Source organism: Streptomyces sp. NPDC047880, from assembly GCF_040706515.1.
Lineage (GTDB): Bacteria > Actinomycetota > Actinomycetes > Streptomycetales > Streptomycetaceae > Streptomyces.
Genome location: NZ_JBEZOK010000002.1, coordinates 403,339 through 416,707 on the forward strand (window position 1 = coordinate 403,339; position 13,369 = coordinate 416,707).

The following is a 13,369-nucleotide window of genomic DNA, read 5'->3' on the forward strand; positions in this document are numbered from 1 at the left end:
TACCTGACGAAGGGTCAGTGTGACGTGCGCCTCACTCGTCGTCGAGGCCCCGCTCTATCGCGTACCTGACGAGTTCCACGCGGTTGTGCAGCTGGAGCTTGCCGAGGGTGTTCTGGACGTGGTTCTGCACCGTGCGGTGGGAGATGACCAGGCGTTCGGCGATCTGCTTGTAGCTCAGGCCCTTGGCGACCAGGCGCAGCACCTCGGTCTCGCGGTCGGTGAGCCGGGGCGCCTTGGGTTCGTCGGTGTCGGGGGCCGGGCCGGGTTCGGAGGCCAGGCGGCGGTACTCACCGAGGACCAGTCCGGCGAGGCCGGGGGTGAAGACCGGGTCGCCGACGGCCGTGCGGCGGACCGCTTCCTGCAGTTCCCCGGTGGAGGCGGACTTCAGCAGATAGCCGGTCGCCCCGGACTTCACGGCCTCCAGGACGTCGGCGTGCTCGCCGCTCGCGGACAGCACGAGCACCCGCAGGGCCGGGTTCGCGGCGACGACCTCCTTGCAGACCTGCACGCCGGGCTTGGCCGGCAGGTTCAGGTCGAGCACGAGGACATCGGGGGCGGCGGCCCTGGCGCGGCGTACGGCCTGCTCGCCGTCGCCCGCGGTGGCGACCACCTCGAAACCCGACTCGGCGAGGTCGCGGGCGACCGCGTCGCGCCACATGGGGTGGTCGTCGACGACCATGACCTTGATCGGGTCCTGCCGGTCTTCGGCACTCTCCGTCATCGCTGCTCCGCCTTCCCCCGTGTGCTCGCCACGTCCTTCGGTACCTTCAGCTCGACCTCCGTGCCCTGACCGGGCACCGAGATCAGTTCCGCGCTGCCGCCCAGGTCGCGCAGCCGGCCGCGGATCGACAGGGCGACGCCCAGCCGCCCCTCGCCCTCGGCCTGGTCCAGCCGCCCCTCGGGGATGCCGGGTCCGTCGTCCCGTACGGTGACGATCACCTCGTCGGGCTCGTCCTCGACCAGGATCCACGCCCGCGCGTCCTGACCGGCGTGCCGGCGGACGTTGTCCAGGGCTGCCCCGACGGCGGCGGCCACCTCACGGGCCGCGACCGGCGGCAGCGGCACGGGCGCGCCGGGCTCGGCGAGGCTGACCAGGGCCCCCGCGTACGGTGCGAGCAGGGCGCGCAGGTCGACGGGGCCGCTCGGCTCCGGCTCCTCCTCGTCGACGGCCCGGACGACCGCGCCCTCGGCGGCGTCCTCCGAGACCCGCGACACCGGCACCAGCCCGCCGGAGACCAGGGTGCGCAGCGCGACCTCCTGCTCGCCGGCCATCCGGCCCAGCTCGGCCGCCTCTCCCCCGATCACGGCCCCGCGGCGCTGCACCATCGCCAGCACCTGCAGCACGCTGTCGTGGATGTCCCGGGCGAGGCGCTCCCGCTCCCGGGTGGCGGCCTCGATCTCCAGGGCGCGGGCGAGGGTGCGCTCGGAGGCGCGGGCCACCTCGACGACGTAGCCGATGGCGATGGAGGCGATGCAGACCAGGATGACGTTGTGGACGGTGTCCCGGGCCGGGCTGCCGCGCTCGACCAGGTTGGCGACGGCCACGAGTCCGGAGGCGAGGGCCGCCCAGCGCCAGCCGCCCTTGATGGCGAAGGCGAGGACGGCGCCGGCGGTCCAGATCGACGGCAGGGTCGGGCCGCCCGACTGGACCCGCTCGTGGGCGTCGGCGACGGGGGTGAGCAGGATGCCGGTGAGGGCGATGGTCAGGTCGGCGGCGAGGAACCGCCTGGTGCAGCGGGCCGCGTTCGCCACCCTGGGCAGGGTGGCCAGGGTCCAGCCGCACAGCACGGCGAAGAAGACGACGGCGATCCAGGGGCGGGTGAACTCCTCGAAGGCGGTGGCGAACAGGCCGACCGCATACAGCATCGTGAGCACCCGGTAGGCGCTGAGCGCACGCCACAGCGGCTGCTCGACCGACATTCTCATGACGCGCTCGCGCTTGGCCATCTCCCCCGCCCCCCGGCCCGAGCCCCGGCTAGGGCTCGGTCCGCCGCCGCTCCGTCTGCTGTTCCGCCTGCTCTTGCTTGCCGTTTTCCTGCTGCTCGGCCTGCTCGTTCCCGGCCTCTTGCTGCTCGGCCTGATTCTTCTCGGCCTCGTGCCTCTCGGCCTTTTCCTTCTCGGCCTGTTCCTTCTCCGCCCGGGCGAGGGCGGCCTTCGCCGCCTTCTCGGCTTCCTTCTCCGCCTTGGCCGCTTCCGTGAGCTGCCGCTTCATGGCCGTCGCGTACATGTCGACGTACTCCTGGCCGGAGAGCTTCATGATCTCGTACATGACCTCGTCGGTCACCGCGCGCAGCACGAACCGGTCGTGCTCCATGCCCTGGTAGCGGCTGAAGTCCAGGGGCTTGCCGATCCGGATGCCGGGCCGCATCAGCTTCGGCATGACCTTCCCGGGCGGCTGGATCTTCTCCGTGTCGATCATGGCGACGGGGATGACGGGCGCGCCGGTCGCGAGCGCGACACGCGCGAGGCCGCCGGGCTTGCCCCGGTAGAGCCGTCCGTCGGGCGAGCGCGTGCCCTCCGGGTAGATCCCGAACAGCTCACCGCGCTCCAGCACCTCTACGCCGCTCTTGATGGCGGCCTCACCCGCGCCGCGCGCACCGGAGCGGTCCACGGGGAGCTGGCCGACGCCCTTGAAGAAGGCGGCCGTGAGCCGTCCCTTCACACCGGGCGTGGTGAAGTACTCGGCCTTCGCGATGAACGTGACCTTGCGGTCCAGGACCGCGGGCAGGAAGAACGAGTCCGAGAAGGACAGGTGGTTGCTCGCCAGGATCGCGGAGCCTTCTGCGGGAACGTTCTCCAGGCCTTCCACCCAGGGCCTGAAGGCGACCTTCAGCGGTCCCCCAACAGCGACCTTCATCGCGCCGTACAACAACCGAGTGCCTCCTGTATGTGTCGAACAGACCTTAACCCGGAGCGCTGTCAAAGGCGCCGACGGCCCTGGTCGGTGTCAGTGCGGTCGCGTACGGTGAAGGTCTCGCGAACGACGTGCGACCCCTTCCATGACGTTCCGTGACATTCCGTGATCGTGCCAGTCCCTTCTCACCGACCAGGAGGCCGAACGTGCCGGTCCTCGCCGGAGCCGAGCCGTTTCACCACGAGGGCGGAGAGGTCGCCGTCCTCCTCTGCCACGGCTTCACCGGATCCCCGCAGTCGCTGCGCCCCTGGGCGGAGCACCTCGCCGACCACGGCATGACCGTCTCCCTGCCGCTGCTGCCCGGTCACGGCACGCGCTGGGAGGACCTGCGGATCACCGGCTGGCAGGACTGGTACGCGGAGGTGGACCGCGAGCTGCGCCTGCTGTGCGAGCGCCGCGAGACGGTCTTCGTGGCCGGTCTGTCCATGGGCGGCGCGCTGGCCCTGCGGCTGGCCGCGAAGCACGGCGACGCCGTCCGCGGTGTCGTGGTGGTCAACCCCGCGAACAAGGTGCACGGCCTGGCCGCGCACGCCCTGCCGGTGGTGCGCCACCTCGTCCCGGCGACGAAGGGCATCGCCAGCGACATCGCCAAGCCGGACGGCAAGGAGCTCGGCTACGACCGGGTGCCGCTGCACGCGGCGCACTCGCTGCGGCAGTTCTTCCGGATGGTCGACGGCGAGCTGCCGCAGGTCACCCAGCCCGTGGTGCTGCTGCGCAGCCCGCAGGACCATGTCGTGCCGCCCGCCGACAGCGCCCGGATCCTCAGCCGCATCTCGTCGAGGGACGTGAAGGAGGTCATCCTGGAACAGAGCTACCACGTCGCCACGTTGGACCATGACGCGGACCGGATCCATGAGGAGAGCCTCGCGTTCATCCGCCGCATCGCGTCCGGCCTCGGCAAGGAGCCCGGGCTCGGCAAGGAAGGGACGACCGCAGGTGGCTGAGCACGACTCCGACCGCGAGGGCCGGGAGCCGGACGAGAAGGGCGTCCCCTTCGACGAGGAGGCCGCCTGGGCGGCGATCGTCGCCGGGTACGGCGAGGAACCGCCGGACCCGCCGGGCGCCAAGCCGTTCAAGTCCGTCGAGGACCTGGCCCTGCCGGCGAGCGGTCCCAACGACGCCGTACTGGACGGCGACCGGGGCGACACGGCCGTGAAGTCGGGGGACGCGGTGAAGCCGGCCGAGCCGGAGCAGGCCGGGGATTCCGGGGACGAGCCGGCGAGGCCCCTGGGCGGTTCGGTCTCCTTCGCGCCCGGCGTCGGCCCGCGCGACTACACCACGCCCGAGCCCGCCGAGGACGACTTCGACGAGGACGACGAAGGCCACTTCGTGCCCCCGGAGCCGCCCCCGCTGCCCACCGCCGACCCCACCGCCAAGTTCGCCTGGCTCGGTGTGCTCGGCGGGCCGGTGCTGCTCCTGCTGGCCGTGCTGCTCGGCTGGGACATGACCTGGTGGCTGACCACGCTGGGGATCGGCGGTTTCCTCGGCGGGTTCGCGACGCTGGTGATGCGCATGCGGACGGACGACGAGGAGGACGACGACCCAGGCAGGGGCGCGGTCGTCTAGGACGCCGGGACTCTGAGGGCGGCCAGGACCGGAAGGTGGTCCGTGGCCGCCCTCAGGTCTGCGTCGGACACCCCCGGCTGATCGGACGGCACACCGCAACCCAGCACCTCGATGCCCTTCGTCGCGAAGATCGCGTCGATGCGCTGGTAGGGGTCGGCGGGCGTCCAGGTGTGCTCGCCGCCCCAGGGGGCCGCGGCCCGGCAGTCGGTCAGGCCGGCGGCCAGCCGGCGGAAGGCCGGGCCTTCGGGGCGTTCGTTGAGGTCACCGCCGGCGATCATGTGCTCCACCCCCATGCCGGCGAGCCGGTCCAGCAGCATGCCGGACTGCTCGAGGCGCTCCTCCTTCTGCAGGGAGAGGTGGCAGCTGAGGACGCCGAGGCGCGTGCCGGCGATGCGGACGACGGCGGTGGCGAAGCCGCGTCGGTGCAGGCCCGGAGTCGGGGGCAGGAGGACGTCCTCCGTGCGTTCGACACCCACCCGGAGCGAGCTGAGGATCGCCGGTCCCGTGGTGGTCGCGCCGCCGGTGACGATCACCAGGTCGGACGCGAGAGCCAGACGGGCGAGTTTCTTCCGCCAGCGGAAGAAGCGGGGGGCTTCCTGGATGAGGACGAGGTCGGGCTCGCACGCCTTGATGACGCGGGCCAGGGCATCGGTGTCGTCGCGCATGGAGCGGATGTTGTAGCTGAGGACCCTGATGACTGCGGAACCGTCGGGTTCTGTACGCGAGTTGGGGAGCAGCGACATGTGATCAATTTACGCCCAAAGGGGTCGGGGCGCGGGGTTGTGCGCGAGTGCCGGTCGTTCGTGGCTTGTCGCGCTCACGCGGCGGAGCCGCGCATCAATACAGCCCCGCGCCCCTGAGGTGCGTCACCCGAGGGCGAACTACATGATCGGGTCGGGTTCCCGCGCCAGGTCCGCCGCGCCCACCAGGCCCGCCTTGTTGCCCAGTTCCGCCGCGCGGACCTCGGCCACCGGGCGCCAGTTGCCGCCCACCAGCCAGCGTTTGTAGGACTTGCGGATCGGGCCCAGGACCAGTTCGCCCTCGTCGGAGAGGCCGCCGCCGACGATGAAGGCGGACGGGTCGAAGAGGGAGGCGAGGTCGGCGAGGCCCGCGCCGACCCAGCGGGCCAGTTCGCGGTAGGAGTCGACGGCCACCCGGTCGCCCTGGCGGGCGGCCATGGAGATGTGCTTGCCCTCGATGCCGTCGGGCGTGCCGTTGCCGAGGCCGAGCAGCACCTCGGCGTTCTCGGGGGTGGCGTTGGCGCGCTGCTTGGCGTACCTCACCAGCGCCCGGCCCGACGCGTACTGCTCCCAGCAGCCCTGCGAGCCGCAGCCGCACAGCAGTCCGTCCGGCACCATGCGGATGTGGCCGAACTCCGCGGCGACGCCGAAGTGCCCGCGGCGCAGCTTGTTGCCGATGATGATGCCGCCGCCGAGGCCGGTGCCGAGGGTGATGCAGATGACGTTGCGGTGGCCCTTGCCGGCACCGAACTTGTACTCGCCCCACGCCGCGGCGTTCGCGTCGTTCTCCACGACCACCGGGAGGCCCACGCGGGCCTCGACCTTCTCCTTGAGCGGCTCGTTGCGCCAGTGGATGTTGGGCGCGAAGTAGACCTCGGAGCGCTGCCGGTTCACGTAGCCGGCGGCACCGATGCCCACGCCGACGATGTCGTGTCCGACGCGTGCGCCGTCCACCGCCGAAGCGATGGCGTCCACGATGCCCTCAGCCGTGCCCGGGGTCGGCACCTTGTGGGTCGAGAGGATGTTGCCGTCCTCATCGACCACGCCGGCCGCGATCTTCGTGCCGCCGATGTCGACGCCGATGGTGAGTCCCATGAATCCCTCAGTTTCGGTCGAGCCCCGCTACGGCCAACGGTACCCGAGGCGTGCCGTCGGGTTCGCTGTCGTCCGCACGGTGGGCACCCCGGGCCGCTCCGGGGCCGTCGCTCGGCCTGGTCCGGGGGCTCAGTCCAGGTCGATGCGCTCCCCGGGGCCGGCGTCGTCGCCGCCGTCCCGGCGTTCGCCCTGGCCAGGGGGGTCGTTCCGGTCGTCACGGCCGGCCCAGCGGCGTTCCTGGGCCTGGACGGCGGAGCGGTAGGCGGCGAGCAGCTCGTTCCCGGCGGCGGCCAGGTGGTCGAAGACGTCCGGATTGCGCTCGATGACCGGTTCCACGGCGTCCTTGGCCTGCTGCACGACCTGCCGCACGACCTCCTGGGCCGCAGGGCCCGCGACCGCGCCGAGCAGCGGGGACTGGGCACCGGACAGCTTCTCGGCGACGGCGTCCACGAGTTTCCTCAGCTCCTCAGCGGCGGAGCCGGGGGGCGTACCGTACTCGGCGCGGCGGCGGTCCTTCTCCGCCTGGAGATCCTCGGCGCAGGCGGTCGCCCAGGCGTCGGCGTCGGTCACCCGCACGTCGTCCGCGGCCTCTTCGCGGGCGGCGCCGGACGGGGGGAGATCTTCGCTCATGACGGACTCCTGACTACGGTTTGCCCCTACGACGTTACCCGAACGGGCGTACCGGGTTCACGGGCCAGGACCGGCCGTGTTCGCCCTTTCCGCCGCTGCTCTCAGCGGTCCTGCGGCCACAGCTTCGGGTCGGGCGCGAAGCGGATCCGCAGTTCGCCCTCGCGCAGGGCGGCTCCGTCGACCCTGCAGCGGCGCAGCACGGAGGGCAGTGCGACGACCCGGCGGAACGTCCCCGCCGTGACGACGAGTTCGTCCCCGCGCCGGACGAGGTCGAGTTCCTCGCGTATGGCGCCGGGCAGCGGGATCTCCCAGACGAGCACGCCGTCCACGTCGAGCCGGTCGGTCACGGACCAGTCGGCGGCGGGGGCCGGCTGCCCGGTGCCGGGCACGGCGAGGGCGGTGAGGTCGTCGGTGCCGCGCGGGTCGCGTCCGAGGTGGGCGACGGTGCGGACGTCGTAGGACTCGCGCCAATCATCCAGCGTCTTGCGCTGCTGGGCGACCGGACCGGCGAGCCAGGTGTCGGGGGACGCCTCGGGCAGGACGCGGTTGGCGACCACCACGTCGGTGCGCAGACCGCGCAGGGCGAGGCCGAGACGGGCGGTGCGCAGCGCGTCGCCGCCGGCCGGGCCGGGCTCGGCGACCAGGCGTACGACGGTGCCGTGGTCGGCGATGACCGCCTGGACGGCTCCCAGTTCCAGGTCCCAGCGGGCCGCCGTCTCGTACAGCCATTCGGCGGGCATGGGCACACCGGCGAGGCGGCCGAGGACGGGGCGCAGGGCGCGGGCCGCCTGGCGTTCCGGCGGAAGCAGGCGGCGCAGGTAGCGGCGGAGTTCCTCGGGCAGGGCGAGGAGGGCGAGCGCCTCGGGAGCCGGGGGGAGGTCGACGACGAGGGTGTCGTACTTCTCCGACAGCGCGGCGTCGCGCAGGGCGCGCAGCAGGGCGAGTTCCCCGGCGCCGGGCAGCGGGGTGAGCTCCTCGGGGTCGAGGCGGGAGGCGCCGAGGAGGTCCAGAGCGGAGGAGGCACGGTCCTGGAGGGCGGCGAGGTCCCTGCGGAAGTCCCCTGCGGGGTCGGGGCGCCAGGCGGTGAGACGGGGTGCGGCCCCGACCGGCTTCGGCCCCGTGGGCACGCCCAGGACGGCACCGAGGGTGTCGGTGCGGTCGGTGCCGAGGACGAGGGTGCGGCTGCCCTCGCGGGCGGCGGTGAGCGCGGTGGCAGCAGCGAGTGTGGTGCGCCCGCTGCCGCCGGGGCCCATGATCAGGATGGTGCGCATGGGGATGAACGCTAACCCAGACGCCCCAGAGGGGCGCGGGGAACGGCGCGGGTGACCACGATGCGCCCGCAGCGGACCATGCCCGGGTGCCCCAGCGGCGTCATGCGATCAGGCGGACTCGACCCGCTTCTTCAGTCCCGCCAGCGCCCGGTCGATGATGACCTTCTCGGCCTTCCGCTTGATCATCCCGAGCATCGGGATCTTGACGTCCACGGTCAGCGCGTACGTGACCTCCGTACCCCCCGCACCGGCGGGCTTGAGGATGTACGAGCCGTCCAGGGAGCGCAGCATCTGGGACTTCACCAGCGTCCAGGACACCTCGTTCTCGCCGGTCCAGGTGTATCCGAGGATCTGGTCGTCCTTGATCGCGCCCGCGTCCATGACGAGGCGGACCTGCTCGGCGCGGCCCTGGGCGTCGGTCTTGAGGACCTCGGCCTCCTTCACCTCGCCCGTCCAGTCCGGGTAGCGGGCGAAATCGGCGATGACCGCCATGACGTCGGCCGGGGCCGCCTCGATGGTGATGCTCGAGCTGGTGTGTTCCGCCATCGCCGTGGCTCCTCCAGATGCGGGCCGTTATGAGGTCGTGCGCACGAGTGTGCAGCGTGAAGGCTACCGCGCACGGGCCTCGCGGATCTCACCCGACCTGGGGCGACCTCACCACTCCAGCGCCCAGGGCCGCCCGGTCCCGGCGAAGTGCCCCACGTTCACGCACTCCGTGGCCCCGATCCGCATCCTGGCCGCCAGCGGCTGGTGGACGTGCCCGAAGAGGGAGTACCGGGGCCGGGTGCGGCGGATGGCGTCCAGCAGAGCCCGGCTGCCGCGTTCGAAGCGGCGGGCGACGGTGTCGTAGACCAGTTCGGGGACCTCGGGCGGGATGTGCGTGCAGAGCACGTCGACCTCGCCCACGGCTTCGATCTTCGCCGCGTACTCCTCGTCGCTGATCTCGTACGGCGTCCGCATCGGGGTGCGCAGGCCACCGCCGACGAAGCCGAAGACCCGTCCGCCGATCTCGACGCGCTCGCCGTCGAGGACGGTCGTGCCTGGGCCCGCGTACTCGCGCCACAGGGCCGGCATGTCGACGTTGCCGTACGTGGCGTACGTAGGGGTGGGGAACGCGGCGAACAGCTCGGCGTACTGTTTGCGCACCGCCTTCTCGATCACCGTGGCGCGGTCCCCCTGGAGGCCGGCCCACAACCCGGCCCCGAACGCCCTGGCCTCCTCGAAGCGGCGGGCGGTGCGCAGCGCGACGATGCGGTCGGCGTTCTCGACGCCGAACAGGTCGGGGAAGATGCCGCGCGAGTGATCGGCGTAGTCGAGGAAGAGGACGAGGTCGCCCAGGCAGATCAGGGCGTCGGCGCCCTCGCCGGCCCTGGCCAGGTCGCGGGCGTTGCCGTGGACGTCACTGACCACGTGGACGCGCGTCCGGTGGTTTCCGGCTGGTGTGGGTGCCATGACGATCAAGCGTAGGTCGGGCGCTGCCCTTGTGAACAGTGGCGGCCCTACCTGCGGTTACTGGTCAGTCAGTTAGAGGGTGGACTACTGTGCGCAAAGGAATACCCAACTGTGTGACGCAGCGAACATCTCGACGGGACCCCCTGTCGTAGAAGCCATACCGGCGGGTAACGTCCGGCCAGTCCAGTCGTGCTGCGCATTTCAACAAGTGAATGCGCGAGCACTTCCCCGAGCCTTGGACCGCACCGTCGCAGCACACACCGTCGTGGCGCCGGCGCCCTATGAGGAGCAGCAGTCTTGCGCGAGTTCAGCCTTCCGGCTTTGTACGAGGTCCCTGCGGACGGAAATCTGACCGACATCGTCCGCAGAAACGCCGCGCAGCACCCGGACGTCGCCGTGATCGCCCGCAAGGTCGGCGGCAACTGGCAGGACGTCACGGCCACCACGTTCCTCGCCGAGGTGCACACGGCGGCGAAGGGGCTGATCGCCGCCGGTGTCCAGCCGGGCGACCGGGTGGGCCTGATGTCCCGCACCCGGTACGAGTGGACGCTGATGGACTTCGCGATCTGGAGCGCGGGCGCGGTGACCGTGCCGGTGTACGAGACCAGTTCGGCGGAGCAGGTGCAGTGGATCCTCGGTGACTCGGGCGCGACCGCCTGTGTCGTGGAGTCGGACGCCCACGCGGCCGCCGTCGAGTCGGTGCGCGACCGGCTGCCGGCGCTGAAGCACGTCTGGCAGATCGACGGCGGCGGCATCGACGAGCTGGGCCGGCTCGGCCAGGACGTCACCGACGAGACGGTCGAGGAGCGCGGCTCGTTCGCCAAGGCCGACGACCCCGCCACCATCGTCTACACCTCCGGCACCACCGGCCGCCCCAAGGGCTGTGTGCTCACCCACCGCAGCTTCTTCGCCGAGTGCGGCAACATCGTGGAGCGGCTGCGCCCGCTGTTCCGCACCGGTGAGTGCTCCGTGCTGCTCTTCCTGCCGCTCGCGCACGTCTTCGGCCGGCTGGTGCAGATCGCGCCCATGATGGCGCCGATCAAGCTCGGCTGCGTCCCGGACATCAAGGACCTCACCGACGAGCTGGCCGCGTTCCGTCCGACGCTGATCCTCGGTGTGCCGCGGGTCTTCGAGAAGGTCTACAACTCGGCGCGCGCCAAGGCCCAGGCCGACGGCAAGGGCAAGATCTTCGACAAGGCCGCCGACACCGCCATCGCGTACAGCAAGGCGCTGGACACCCCCTCGGGCCCGTCGCTCGGCCTGCGGATCAAGCACAAGACGTTCGACAAGCTCGTCTACAGCAAACTCCGCGCGGTCCTGGGCGGCCGCGGCGAGTACGCCATCTCCGGCGGTGCCCCGCTCGGCGAGCGCCTCGGCCACTTCTTCCGCGGCATCGGCTTCACGGTCCTGGAGGGCTACGGCCTGACCGAGACCTGCGCGGCGACCGCGTTCAACCCCTGGGACCGGCAGAAGATCGGCACGGTCGGCCAGCCGCTGCCCGGCTCGGTGGTGCGGATCGCCGACGACGGCGAGGTGCTGCTGCACGGCGAGCACCTGTTCAAGGAGTACTGGAACAACCCCGGCGCGACCGCCGAGGCGCTGGCCGACGGCTGGTTCCACACCGGTGACATCGGCACCCTCGACGAGGACGGCTACCTCAGGATCACCGGCCGCAAGAAGGAGATCATCGTCACCGCGGGCGGCAAGAACGTCGCCCCGGCCGTGATCGAGGACCGCATCCGGGCGCACGCGCTGGTCGCGGAGTGCATGGTGGTGGGCGACGGGCGGCCGTTCGTGGGCGCGCTGGTCACCATCGACGAGGAGTTCCTGGGCCGTTGGTGCGTCGACCACGGCAAGCCGGCGGGTGCCACCGCGGCGTCGCTGAGCGAGGACCCGGACCTGCTGGCCGCGATCCAGGCGGCGATCGACGACGGCAACGCCGCGGTGTCGAAGGCGGAATCGGTGCGGAAGTTCCGCATTCTGAACTCCCAGTTCACGGAGGAGTCGGGCCACCTGACGCCGTCGCTGAAGCTGAAGCGGAACGTGGTGGCGAAGGACTACGCGCACGAGATCGAGGCGATCTACGCGAAGTGACCTCCCGGTCGCCCTATGGCGCGGTGTCCTCGGCGAGGACCCGCGCCATCGTGCGTTCGGCGAGCGCGGTGATGGTCACGAAGGGATTCACCCCGAGCGACCCGGGCACGAGCGAGCCGTCGGTGACGTACAGCCGGGGATATCCGCGGACCCGCCCGTAGTCGTCCGTCGCCCCGCCCAGCACGCAGCCGCCCAGCGGGTGGTACGTGAAGTCGTCGGCGAAGACCTTGCTTTTCGCACCGAACAGGTCGTACCGGTAGATCGTCGCGTTGGCCGCGTTGATGCGGTCGAAGAGCTTCTTGGCCATGGCGACGGAGACCGCGGAATGCGCCGCCGTCCAGCCGAGCCGCAGCCGGTCCGAGCCGGTGTCGTAGGAGAAGGACGCCCGCTCCGGGTTCCTGGTGATCGCCAGGTAGAGGCTCACCCAGTGCTCCAGGCCCGTCGGCAGCGGGGCGATCTCGGCGAACACCGGGTTGGCGGTGTTGGCCCAGTCGTCGATGCCCATGACGGGCATGGTCGACTGGTTGGCCCCGACCGTGTCCCACAGATGGTTGGCGCGGCCGAGCATCACGTTGCCGTTGGTGCCCCAGCCGGCGCCGACACGGGCGTCGAGGTCGGGCAGGGCGCCCGTCTCCCGGGCGCGCAGCAGCAGTTCGGTGGTGCCGAGGCTGCCGCCGCCGAGGAAGAGGTACGTGCAGCCGTACTCCTTGGTCTCGACGACCTTGCCGGTCTCGTCGATGCGTTGGGCGGTCAGGACGTAGGTGCCGTCCGGGGCGCGGCTGATCGCGCGCACTTTCTCCAGGGTGTGGAGGGTGACGTTGCCGGTGCCGAGCGCGGCGGCGAGGTACGTCCTGTCGAGGCTGCGCTTGCCGTGGTTGTTGCCGTAGATGACCTCGCCGCCGAGCGCCGACTTCGGGGCGGTGCCGGCCGCCTCGCGCTGCATGTGGCCGAAGTCGTAGACGCTCGGCACGAAGGTGGTCCGCAGGCCGGCCTTCTCGGCGTGCTTGCGGGAGACGCGGGTGAAGCGGTACCACTCCGTCGACTCGAACCAGGCCGGGTCGACGGTGTTGACGCCGAGCGCGGCGCGGGCACGCGGGAAGTACGTGCCGTACATCTCGTCGGCGTCGATGGTGGGGAACTGCTCCGCGAAGTACGACCGGGACGGGGTGACCGCCATGCTCCCGTTGACCAGGGAGCCGCCGCCGACGCCCCGGCCGACGTACACGGACATCTGGTCGAAGTGCACGCGGTCCAGGACGCCCGGGTAGCGGCCGATCTCCCGGTTGACGACGTCCAGCCAGAGGAACGTGCCGAGGGGGGCCTCGGTGCGGGTGCGGAACCACATGGAGCGGTGGTCGGGTGCGCCGGTGGTGCAGAAGACCTTGCCGTCGGGGCCGGTGGTGTTCCAGAGGCGGCCCATCTCCAGGACGAGGGTGCGGATGCCGGCCTGGGCGAGGCGGAGGGCGGCGACCGCTCCGCCGTAGCCGGAGCCGACGACGATCGCCGGGGCGGTGTCGACCGTGTCGGGCTGGGCGGCCCGGGCGCTTTCGAGGCCGATGCGGGTGAAGCCGAGGGTGGCTGCGGTCTGGAGGGCTGCCATGCCCAGA

General features: G+C 71.6%; 13 protein-coding genes. 3 read left to right on the forward strand and 10 right to left on the reverse strand.

Annotation, left to right across the window (positions count from 1 at the left end; all coding sequences use genetic code 11):
- Positions 1–31: 31 nt before the first annotated feature.
- The 3 genes from AB0937_RS05730 to AB0937_RS05740 are packed head-to-tail and all read right to left on the reverse strand — an operon-like array spanning position 32 to position 2,857.
- The gene (locus AB0937_RS05730; RefSeq protein ID WP_366709686.1) at positions 32–721 is read right to left on the reverse strand and encodes a response regulator transcription factor; all 690 of its coding nucleotides are present in this window, start codon (positions 719–721) and stop codon (positions 32–34) included.
- Positions 718–1,947: a DUF5931 domain-containing protein gene (locus AB0937_RS05735; RefSeq protein WP_366709687.1), complete on the reverse strand. Its 1,230-nt coding sequence runs from the start codon at positions 1,945–1,947 to the stop codon at positions 718–720. Before AB0937_RS05735 ends, AB0937_RS05730 begins: the two co-directional genes overlap by 4 nt.
- 28 nt (positions 1,948–1,975) lie before the next feature.
- Entirely contained in the window at positions 1,976–2,857 is an 882-nt protein-coding gene (locus tag AB0937_RS05740; RefSeq protein WP_366709688.1) for a lysophospholipid acyltransferase family protein, read from the reverse strand.
- 203 nt (positions 2,858–3,060) lie between these two features.
- Here AB0937_RS05740 and AB0937_RS05745 point away from each other — a divergent pair, with 203 nt between their 5' ends.
- The gene (locus AB0937_RS05745; RefSeq protein WP_366709689.1) at positions 3,061–3,858 is read left to right on the forward strand and encodes an alpha/beta fold hydrolase; all 798 of its coding nucleotides are present in this window, start codon (positions 3,061–3,063) and stop codon (positions 3,856–3,858) included.
- Positions 3,851–4,480, forward strand: a complete 630-nt coding sequence (locus tag AB0937_RS05750) for a hypothetical protein (RefSeq protein WP_366709690.1) — start codon at positions 3,851–3,853, stop codon at positions 4,478–4,480. The genes AB0937_RS05745 and AB0937_RS05750 overlap by 8 nt, the downstream gene beginning before the upstream one ends.
- On the opposite strand, the gene AB0937_RS05755 is transcribed toward AB0937_RS05750, so the two are convergent.
- From AB0937_RS05755 to AB0937_RS05780, 6 genes are all read right to left on the reverse strand, one after another.
- Positions 4,477–5,223 (reverse strand): endonuclease/exonuclease/phosphatase family protein, encoded by a 747-nt coding sequence (locus AB0937_RS05755; RefSeq protein WP_366709691.1) that lies wholly within the window; start codon positions 5,221–5,223, stop codon positions 4,477–4,479. The genes AB0937_RS05750 and AB0937_RS05755 overlap by 4 nt on opposite strands.
- Before the next feature lie 138 nt (positions 5,224–5,361).
- Positions 5,362–6,315 carry an ROK family glucokinase gene (locus AB0937_RS05760; RefSeq protein WP_361120170.1) on the reverse strand — a complete coding sequence of 318 codons (954 nt, stop codon included), beginning with the start codon at positions 6,313–6,315 and terminating at the stop codon, positions 5,362–5,364.
- A 129-nt stretch (positions 6,316–6,444) separates the two neighbouring features.
- A complete protein-coding gene (locus AB0937_RS05765; RefSeq protein WP_366709693.1) occupies positions 6,445–6,945 on the reverse strand; it encodes a DUF5304 domain-containing protein in 501 nt (166 codons plus the stop codon).
- A 101-nt stretch (positions 6,946–7,046) separates the two neighbouring features.
- Positions 7,047–8,216, reverse strand: coding sequence for an ArsA-related P-loop ATPase (locus tag AB0937_RS05770; RefSeq protein WP_366709694.1), 1,170 nt, complete (start codon positions 8,214–8,216; stop codon positions 7,047–7,049).
- Positions 8,217–8,324: 108 nt separating this feature from the next.
- Complete coding sequence (locus AB0937_RS05775) at positions 8,325–8,762, reverse strand: SRPBCC family protein (RefSeq protein WP_234750448.1); 438 nt, start codon at positions 8,760–8,762, stop codon at positions 8,325–8,327.
- Between the two features lie 108 nt (positions 8,763–8,870).
- A complete protein-coding gene (locus AB0937_RS05780; RefSeq protein ID WP_366709696.1) occupies positions 8,871–9,668 on the reverse strand; it encodes a metallophosphoesterase in 798 nt (265 codons plus the stop codon).
- 297 nt (positions 9,669–9,965) lie between these two features.
- Here AB0937_RS05780 and AB0937_RS05785 point away from each other — a divergent pair, with 297 nt between their 5' ends.
- On the forward strand, positions 9,966–11,762 hold the full coding sequence (locus AB0937_RS05785; RefSeq protein ID WP_366709697.1) for an AMP-dependent synthetase/ligase: 1,797 nt from the start codon (positions 9,966–9,968) through the stop codon (positions 11,760–11,762).
- A gap of 13 nt (positions 11,763–11,775) precedes the next feature.
- Here the strand turns inward: AB0937_RS05785 and AB0937_RS05790 are convergent, their stop codons facing one another.
- The gene (locus AB0937_RS05790; RefSeq protein WP_366709698.1) at positions 11,776–13,362 is read right to left on the reverse strand and encodes a GMC oxidoreductase; all 1,587 of its coding nucleotides are present in this window, start codon (positions 13,360–13,362) and stop codon (positions 11,776–11,778) included.
- Between the last annotated feature and the right edge of the window lie 7 nt (positions 13,363–13,369).

Excerpts from the sequence above, each read along its gene's own strand:
- AB0937_RS05770 (WP_366709694.1), bottom strand. The coding sequence starts at position 8,216 with ATGCGCACCATCCTGATCATGGGCCCCGGCGGCAGCGGGCGCACCACA.
- AB0937_RS05755 (WP_366709691.1), bottom strand. The coding sequence starts at position 5,223 with ATGTCGCTGCTCCCCAACTCGCGTACAGAACCCGACGGTTCCGCAGTC.
- AB0937_RS05780 (WP_366709696.1), bottom strand. The coding sequence starts at position 9,668 with ATGGCACCCACACCAGCCGGAAACCACCGGACGCGCGTCCACGTGGTC.
- AB0937_RS05740 (WP_366709688.1), bottom strand. The coding sequence starts at position 2,857 with ATGAAGGTCGCTGTTGGGGGACCGCTGAAGGTCGCCTTCAGGCCCTGG.
- AB0937_RS05775 (WP_234750448.1), bottom strand. The coding sequence starts at position 8,762 with ATGGCGGAACACACCAGCTCGAGCATCACCATCGAGGCGGCCCCGGCC.
- AB0937_RS05765 (WP_366709693.1), bottom strand. The coding sequence starts at position 6,945 with ATGAGCGAAGATCTCCCCCCGTCCGGCGCCGCCCGCGAAGAGGCCGCG.
- AB0937_RS05735 (WP_366709687.1), bottom strand. The coding sequence starts at position 1,947 with ATGGCCAAGCGCGAGCGCGTCATGAGAATGTCGGTCGAGCAGCCGCTG.
- AB0937_RS05730 (WP_366709686.1), bottom strand. The coding sequence starts at position 721 with ATGACGGAGAGTGCCGAAGACCGGCAGGACCCGATCAAGGTCATGGTC.
- AB0937_RS05790 (WP_366709698.1), bottom strand. The coding sequence starts at position 13,362 with ATGGCAGCCCTCCAGACCGCAGCCACCCTCGGCTTCACCCGCATCGGC.
- AB0937_RS05760 (WP_361120170.1), bottom strand. The coding sequence starts at position 6,315 with ATGGGACTCACCATCGGCGTCGACATCGGCGGCACGAAGATCGCGGCC.